General features: G+C 38.5%; 7 protein-coding genes. All 7 read right to left on the bottom strand.

Features of this window, described 5'->3' with window-relative positions; genetic code table 11:
* Positions 1 to 66: 66 nt before the first annotated feature.
* Entirely contained in the window at positions 67 to 444 is a 378-nt protein-coding gene (locus WFN33_RS08660; protein WP_336952573.1) for a surface-adhesin E family protein, read from the bottom strand.
* A gap of 52 nt (positions 445 to 496) precedes the next feature.
* Positions 497 to 787: a chorismate mutase gene (locus WFN33_RS08665; RefSeq protein WP_016539541.1), complete on the bottom strand. Its 291-nt coding sequence runs from the start codon at positions 785 to 787 to the stop codon at positions 497 to 499.
* On the bottom strand, positions 780 to 2,120 hold the full coding sequence (locus WFN33_RS08670) for a hypothetical protein (RefSeq protein WP_336952574.1): 1,341 nt from the start codon (positions 2,118 to 2,120) through the stop codon (positions 780 to 782). The genes WFN33_RS08665 and WFN33_RS08670 overlap by 8 nt, the downstream gene beginning before the upstream one ends.
* A 247-nt stretch (positions 2,121 to 2,367) precedes the next feature.
* Positions 2,368 to 4,197, bottom strand: a complete 1,830-nt coding sequence (gene ilvD, locus WFN33_RS08675) for a dihydroxy-acid dehydratase (RefSeq protein WP_336952575.1) — start codon at positions 4,195 to 4,197, stop codon at positions 2,368 to 2,370.
* A 358-nt stretch (positions 4,198 to 4,555) separates the two neighbouring features.
* The gene (locus tag WFN33_RS08680) at positions 4,556 to 4,981 is read right to left on the bottom strand and encodes a hypothetical protein (RefSeq protein ID WP_336952576.1); all 426 of its coding nucleotides are present in this window, start codon (positions 4,979 to 4,981) and stop codon (positions 4,556 to 4,558) included.
* A gap of 331 nt (positions 4,982 to 5,312) precedes the next feature.
* Positions 5,313 to 6,107 (bottom strand): trimeric autotransporter adhesin/peptidogylcan-associated protein TpgA, encoded by a 795-nt coding sequence (gene tpgA, locus WFN33_RS08685; RefSeq protein WP_336952577.1) that lies wholly within the window; start codon positions 6,105 to 6,107, stop codon positions 5,313 to 5,315.
* A gap of 63 nt (positions 6,108 to 6,170) precedes the next feature.
* A partial coding sequence (locus tag WFN33_RS08690) for a YadA-like family protein (protein WP_336952578.1) occupies positions 6,171 to 9,276 on the bottom strand: 3,106 nt, incomplete at its 5' end.

Raw genomic sequence — 9,276 nt, forward strand, 5'->3', positions numbered from 1 at the left:
AGCTTAGACTGAAGTGCGTTAAAGCTAATTGTACTTTAGATATTGAAATACATAAGAATTTAGAAGTTATTTACACACGGCTTTAAAAAATGCCAGATTAATTTCATCATCATCGATATCACTTGGATCTGAGACTTGCGGATCGCTATTTATCAATTGACCATTTTTTTTATAATCTTCAACCAGTGTAATATTTGTCGTACGATCAGCACATTGGTCTAAATTATGAGAAAGTGTATAGTCACCTTTTTTCATATCAAGTTCTTCACTGTCTGCATCAGCAACAAACTTAGCCCAATAATTTACCGTATTGTCTTTTTTTACAATGCGATCGGTATCTAAATAAAAGCTACCATCGGCATCTTTGACAATAAATTTCCAATTTTCTGCAAGTGCATACTGACTCAACATTGTTGTGATGCAGATTAGAATAATTTTTTTCATACTGTTCTCTAAAATAAATATTTTTATGGGCAAAATTGAAATCACATCACCGTTATGGACGAATTTCTTTTAATTCTCTTTGGATAAAATGCTGGATCATTTCCCGATAGAGCATTTCCACCAAATCAGGGTTAGTTCCAACATCTATGGCTTTCTGACGTACTTTATTAATCACTTGTTGTACACGCTCTGGAGACTGTACGTCATCTACATTACGTTTAAATCGGACAGCTTGATCAACATAAAATTGACGGGTTGCAATCAGTTCAATCAGCTCCTGATCCAACTGATCGATTCGATCACGTACTTGTTCTAATGATTCACATTTCTCTTTTTTAATCATCTGTTTTTTCTGCATCCTGTGCTTCTATATTATGTTGAGCGCGTTCAAACTCATTCTCGGCTTTATACTTCTGTTCTAACACATTACTAAAAATACTTTCAATCATCCAAACCCGATATAGGCTATTAAAAACGTAACGCTTTCCTTCAATACGCAATTCTAAAACAGGAAAATCAGGCTGATGTTTCTCTGCACATTGCCGATCATTGGCTGTTAATAAAGCTTCCACGTCAGTATCTGTTAGGTTTTCAATTCCTAAATCATGTTGCATTTGCTGTAAATGCGGCTTGAATGATAAATCACGACCTTTGGTCCAAACTGCTTGTAAAATGTCATACATCACATCTACACGTTGTTCTTCTGGTACGCTGTAATAAATCTTTGCCATATTTAAGGTGCTGTCTGCGGTCGGACGACAGAACGGGGTAAATTTTACTTCTGAACGCTTGGAAAGACGGGTCGCCAAACTCCAATCAAAAAAGTCCCGACCGTGATAACTCAGCGGAAATAAATTCAGTTGAATATTATAATAATTTGCGAGTTCTTCTTTGATATATGCCAATAATAACCAACTGATCGGATCTTCTAAGGCAATATATAAATCAAGTTCAGGATGCATGGCCTGAATTTCAGCAAGCTCTTCCGCATCACTCATCAAATGCTCACGCCATTCAATGTGATTGATGAGAAAAATAGGATTATCAATCAATAATTTTTGTTGTTTTAAACGACGAGTTAACCGTAATAAATCATCTACTGCATGATATTTACGCCCACCAAACTCAAAATAGCTTTCTAAAATTGGGCTTTGACCAAAAATACGTTCTGGAAAATTCTGAGGTTTTTGATGCTGACTCGCCATCACAAATAAAGTGCGTAATTTGCCATACTGCTGCTGCCACAGCATATGAAATACATCTTCGAGTAAATAAAGGAAATTTTGACCAGTCAACGGTGTATTTCTAAGAATTGTTTCCGCTTGTTGTAATGCTTCTTGAGTCGGTTGTTCTGGTTTTTCATCATCATAACTAAAGCGATGTTGATTGGCTAAGATTTTGGCATCTTCTAAACTATAATTGCGCCATTCTTCTATGGTCATGCCATTGGGGGGTTCTGCTGCGGTATTGGAAATAATGACTTTAAGTGGCTTCAAATCATCACTTAAAAGATCTTCCAATTGGGGGAGTTGCTGTACAGCAAGATAGCTATAAACATCATCTAAACGCAGATAAATACTCAGTCCCTGTTCCGTAGATAACACCTCTTGACGAATCGGCTTTTGGTAAAACCAACTCGATCGGATTGGATCAAACCAACGGCGTAACAGTGACATGCGTAGAGCCTCGAAATAAGCACTGAAAAATAAAAGAAAATCTGATTGAAACTCACTCAAGCATACCATTCATTCACAGGTGATGCTGATAAAATTAATTCTAACCAGTCATAACAAAACTTATAACAATTTGAATCTGAATGATCAATATCCCAAAACTCGATAAAATTTAAATTGTTAGATCAATTCAATAAAAAGCACCCAATCAATGAGTGCTTTTATTTTGTTTGGAATCTAATTTTAAAGCTTAGATTTCACGCACCGCACCTTTCGATGCACTAGTGGTGTGCATAGCATACGCTTTTAACGCTTTTGAGACCTTACGTGGACGTTCTTCAGTTGGATGCCAACCTTTTTCGTCTTGAGCTTTACGTCGTGCTGCCAAGGTTACTTCATCAACAGCAAGGTTAATCGTTCGATTTGGAATATCAATTTCGATCAAATCACCATCTTCAACCAATCCAATGACACCACCTTCAGCAGCTTCTGGGGATACGTGGCCAATTGAAAGACCTGAAGAACCGCCAGAGAAACGACCATCCGTAAGTAAAGCACATTCTTTACCTAAACCTTTCGATTTTAGATAGCTGGTCGGGTAAAGCATTTCTTGCATGCCCGGACCACCACGTGGACCTTCATAACGAATCACCACGACATCACCAGCTTTGATTTCATGACCAAGGATTGAATCTACAGCAGCATCTTGGCTTTCAAAGACACGAGCCGTACCATTAAATTTCAGGATCGAATCATCTACACCCGCAGTTTTTACAATACAACCATCCACAGCAATGTTTCCGTACAGTACAGCTAAGCCACCGTCTTTAGAGAATGCATGTTCAGCATTACGGATCACGCCTTTTTCACGGTTACCATCTAAAGTTTGATAATAACGGTTTTGTGAAAATGCTGTTTGAGTTGGAACACCACCTGGCGCTGAGCGGAAGAACTCGTAAACCTCAGGATCCTCTGTACGAATAATGTCCCATTTATCTAAGGCATCTTTCAAGGTATTTTCATGTACGGTATGCACCGTTGTATCCAATAAACCTGCTCGATCTAATTCACCTAGAATCGACATGATACCGCCAGCACGATGTACGTCTTCCATATGTACATCTTGTTTTGCCGGTGCAACTTTACACAACACAGGAACTTTACGAGATAAACGATCAATATCGTCCATGGTAAAATCAACACCTGCTTCATGTGCAGCAGCTAATAAATGCAAGACTGTATTAGTTGAACCACCCATTGCAATATCTAAAATCATTGCATTTTCATAAGATGCTTTGGTCGCAATTGAACGTGGTAAAATGGTGTAATCATCTTGTTCATAATGACGTTTTGCCAACTTAACAATCAATTGACCCGCTCTTTCGAATAATTTTTTTCGATTTGCATGGGTTGCTAAAGTTGAACCATTGCCCGGTAATGATAAACCAAGGGCTTCTGTCAAACAGTTCATTGAGTTGGCTGTAAACATGCCTGAACATGAACCACAAGTTGGACAAGCTGAACGCTCATATTCCTTTACTTCTTCATCGGTAAAGCTATCATCAGCGGCAACCACCATTGCGTCGACTAAATCAATTGCATGTTCTGTACCACGGATTTTAACTTTACCCGCTTCCATTGGCCCACCAGACACAAATACCACTGGAATGTTCAGACGCATTGCTGCCATCAGCATTCCTGGTGTAATTTTGTCACAGTTAGAAATACACACCATAGCATCTGCACAATGCGCATTGACCATGTATTCAACAGAATCCGCAATCAAATCACGTGAAGGCAATGAATACAGCATGCCATCATGCCCCATTGCAATACCATCATCGACCGCAATCGTATTGAATTCTTTTGCCACACCACCCGCTGCTTGAATCTGCTCAGCAACCAGTTGACCTAAGTCTTTTAGATGTACATGACCAGGTACAAATTGAGTAAATGAGTTGACTACCGCAATAATCGGTTTACCAAAATCTTCATCTTTCATTCCTGTTGCACGCCATAAGCCACGTGCACCAGCCATATTTCTTCCATGTGTCGATGTTTTTGAACGATAGTCAGGCATTTGTATTTCCAACATTGTTTGAGCTTGAAATGAATATCAATTCACTCTGGCTAAATAAAACTGATATAACAATAAATCAGTCGAAATATGAACACATCATACTATAACTTAGCATATAACCAATGATCTTGAGCATGATCTTTTTTTAAACAAGACGTGTCTATTGATATTCCAACAAGCTTTATAGATAAATAAAACATTAGAATTTAATATAACGCTATCGTGTTGGATAAGACACAAAACTTCTATGAATAATTTTTTATTTTTTAATAAAAAATATTTATCATTTAATAAAAATCACTAAATTTTATTTTATAAAAGGCCTCAAAAGAAGCCTCTTAATTCACTTTTCAACAGATTATTTCTGTTTAATCAAATATAAACCTGTACATTGTTTGCCTTCACGGTCTGTACACAGCTCAGCTGTTTTAGCAGATACCCATTTTAAACTTAATCTAATATCAGCATTGCTATAATCTACAGGCTCGCCACCACAACCGGCTTTTTTGTTGTCTAACTTAACTTTCAAGGCTAAAACATCCAAAGCCTGAGCATTTTCATTTCTTAATATTGCAAAATCACCTGTCATTCGCTTTTGCTTTGTGGTGTAGGTAAATTGGTCAGGCTGAGTAAATTGATAGCTTTCGGTACATTGGGCCTTCGCATTATACACTGTCCAAGTTCCCCAAAAATCCTTGGCCAAATTCACCTGAGTTTTATCAAAAGCTTGTGTTTGTATAGCAAATCCAAACCCAAGCAACGCCAATACTATCTTCTTCATCATTTTTATACTCAATACATTCAAATTAGGTTTTAGAGCTAAGTTAAGTGAATAGGTTAATTGTTTTTTAAAGCATCTCATCAAAAAAAATTGATTAAACACTTTATTTAAAAAGTGTGTTGTTGATGTTCCTTGATTAGTCAACTTGGTAATTGACCACATCGGGTTGTTTATGATTTATTTCAAAACAAATCACCATTGTATAAACCATAACTGTGAATAATTTAAAACGCCCAATGAAATTCATCGGGCGTTTGCATAAAATAAAAACTCAACCGATTTGAAGAATAAACAACTTCTTTCAAACTGAATTCATTTAATTATGCCTTCAGTTTTACCAAGTGATGTTTACTCGGCGATTAGGGGCTAAACATTCGACCAATTGAATTTTTTTGTTCATCCCATTGCATTTCTGATACACGTCAGTTTTATTTTCTGCTGAAAATTGAATTTGATCAGCAGGAATTCCCTGTTGTTTCAACAAATCTACAACGGTATTGGCTCTCGCAGCTGATAAACGTTGGTTATACGGAAATGAACCTAAACGGTCAGTATAACCTGCAACAAAAATCTTACTGTTCCCATCAGTTTGCTTAATTTGATCGGCAATTTTGCTAATCACTTCAGGATTTTTTACTCCGCTTTTATCTGAATGATCAAAATAGAATAAAACACTGGCTGATTGACCTGTAGAGGATAGAGCCGTTTGTTCTGTCGCGGATTGGTTATTGATGCCCCAAGCCATCAGACCTTGGCATTGTTCACCTTTCCAATATAGATTTTCTGAACGGTAGTGCTTATCAAAGTCTATGCGTAACTGGCAACGTTTATATTGATTTGAACTCGGCTCTCGGACATCCAATACATAGTTCCAAGTTTTAACAGCGAAAAGACCTTCAGAAAATTGCGGATTTCCCAAAACATGGCGAATCTGATCTTTGCTTAAACCTTTATCTAAACGTGCCACGTCATCATATTCATAACGATTCACTTGCTTTAGATAACTATCTTTCACTTCAGGAAAATGAATTTCTTGGGTATTTGATGTTTCAATTTCAGCAGCATGACTCAATGACATCACAAGACCACTGAATACACTGAACATAATTTTTTTGTTAAATGCTTTCATTTTTTCTCTCTTAAAAAGTTGTCAAGAAAAAGGAAGACCGTTCGATCTTCCTTGTCTCGTGATTTAATCAATTACGCCACTGATACCGATACGAACACTTGGGTCACCTTGAGATGCTGCCGCAACACCACCTGTAATCGACCAACGTCCATTGTCTGCAGTTTTACGTAAGGTCACACCTACCGCATTCTCACCACCGTGATAAGCTGCTCCAGCTGCATAAGTATATTTACCCGCTATATAAGGTGCTGATTCAAGTGCCATTGCTGCTGCAATACCTGCATTGGCTTTTTTCTCAACATCATCAATCCGGTTATTGGTAATACGGAAAGCGTTATCCAACTTGTTGCTGACATTGTCAATTTTGCTATTCAATGCTTGATCCGCTTGGTTCAATGCATCGATTGCACCACCGACATTGTTATACTTAGAGTCACCTACGTTGTAAGTTGGAGCAGTGAAGCTACCTGTAATATTGTCATAACCAGCACCACCGCCAAGATAATTCACAACTGCTTGGTTAGTCGTATTCAATTGGCTGCCGTTGACTGCATCTTTTGATGTTGCATTGACTGCGCCATCTTTAACACCTGTCACAACACGGTTGCCATCTGTACCCGCCACGCTCACACTTGTACCACCAGTATCTTTCGCGACTGTAACAGTTGCATCCTTACCTGCTTGTTGAACTAAACCGACAGTACCATTATTAATATCATTTTTGATGTTGCTGATATCCGTTGAGTTTTGATCAACTTGTTGCTGAACATTCCATAATTGACCACCATTTACAGCATCTTTAGAACCTTGAGTCACTGCACCATCTTTTACATTGCTAATGGTTGTGCCATTTGCACCACCACCGAGTGTGATCTTATCTTTTGATGCATCGTCATATTTAACAGCATTATTGGCAAGCTCATTGACATTGTTATTCACAGTGCCAATTGCGCTATCTAACTGCCCTTTATTGACTGCATCTGTAGCGTTAACAGCATTTGCCACATTGGTAATTGTTTTATTACCTGCGTTAATACCTGCCACCGTTACACTTGGCCCACCTGCAATAATAAGCCCAGTATTGCCTAAAGCTACATTTGATCCGACTGCTACACCACTATTATTAATAACAGTATCACCAGTAGTAAGAGAATTGACATTCAAGTTATCAGCAAGTTTGATTGCAACTTTTCCATTTTTCACTTCAGTAGAAATATTTTTATCATCACCGACAACATCAATAGACTCTCCAAGTTTTTTCTGAACAGTTTGTCCATCTTGGGCAGTTAATGCAAAACCTTTGTTAGTTACACTTCCAGTTGCATTACCAATCAATTGCTCAACTTGCCCAAGATTTGTCGCGTCTGTCTTTGTAACTGCATTTCCGACGTTATTAATCGTATTACCGCCCACATCGACTTTATCTGATGTGACTGTTACTGTTTTACCATTTGAACCCGTAATTGCTGTGCCATTTGCGCCATAAATGCTCGTATCACCTGCTGCATTTTCAACTTTAGTTCCAGTAGATGTCATTAATGACGTATTACCTGCACCATCTGTAGTTTGGACTGAAGTTAAACCTTTAAGGTCTTTGTTTAAGCTAAAGTCAATGGTATTACCAATTTTCACAACTGCTAGATTCGCTTCTGTATTAGCAGTACCAATATCTACAGTATCACCTGCTTTAATTGCAGCACCAGCTGCACCATTACTATTTAAAATCCAACCCGCATCTAATGCACTTAAAGCTGTACCAACATTTGTATAGTCTTGGCCGTTTATATTATATAGAGGGCCTGTTACTGTTCCATTAGAATTAAAAGTTGAACCTCCACCTAGAGCACTCAACATTGCAGCATAAGTCCCATACAACTGACTTCCATTTACAGCGTCTTTCGATGTTGCATTGACTTCTCCACCTTTTAAATTAGTTAGAACTGTCCCATTTGTTCCAGCTAAAGTAACACGATCTTTAATCGATGAATCATCATATTTCACTGCAGCATTGTCTGTAGCACCTTGTGATGCATTGAGACTATTAATCGCTTTGTTAATGCTGGTTTCTGTGTTACCACTACCATCTTTAACGGTTAATGCTGTGTTATCTACACCTGCAATGGTATTGCCTGAACCATCTTTAACTGAGATGCCATCTTTACCGATCACTGTAGAACCATTTGTACCATTGATTCCATCGTTCACTGTAATACCAGTTAAGTTGTTGAGGTTTTTATTTAACTCAATCGCAACTTGACCATTTGCAACCTTCGTAGTGATGTTGCTATCTGCACCCACTACTTCAACTGCTTCGCCTAAGTTCTTCTGTACTTTACCGCCATCTGCTGCTTGTAATGCAAAGCCTTTGCTCGTCGCTGCATTGGTTGCATCAACAACTGCATTGTTCAGATCACCTGCGTTAACAGCTTTGCTCGCATTAGCCTCTTTAGTGTAATCACCAGCACTCGCAACATTGTTTAAGCTTGTACCACCTATTGTGGTGATCTTGCCTGTCGTTGCATCTTTAGTACTACTTGAAGCACTACCTGCAAGGGTCACGCTGTCATAGTTTGCACTACCATCAGCATTCTTGTCGTACTTCACTGCAAACTTGTCAGTTTCACCTTGCGATGCATTGAGACTATTGATCGCTTTGTTAATGCTGGTTTCTGTGTTGCCACTACCATCTTTAACGGTTAATGCTGTGTTATCTACACCTGCAATGGTATTGCCTGAGCCATCTTTAACTGAGATGCCATCTTTACCGATCACTGTAGAACCATTTGTACCATTGGTTCCATCGTTCACTGTAATACCAGTTAAGTTGTTGAGGTTTTTATTTAACTCAATCGCAACTTGACCATTTGCAACCTTCGTAGTGATGTTGCTATCTGCACCCACTACTTCAACTGCTTCGCCTAACTTTTTGTTAATCGTATTGCCATCTGCTGCTTTTAAGCCAAAGCCAGTATTGGTAAGACCTGTACTTAAGCTATCCAACTGACCTTTGTTCACTGCATCTGTTGCTGTCGTTGCATCTGCTACGTTTTCAACTTTGTTGCCATTGGCATCTAAACCATTCGCAGTCACTTTGCCTGCAAATACTGGTGCATCTGCCAATTGGATATCTAGCGTATTGCCAGTGATCACTGTCTTGATGTTGCTGTTC

Source organism: Acinetobacter sp. AS167 (assembly GCF_037152175.1).
GTDB lineage: Bacteria > Pseudomonadota > Gammaproteobacteria > Pseudomonadales > Moraxellaceae > Acinetobacter.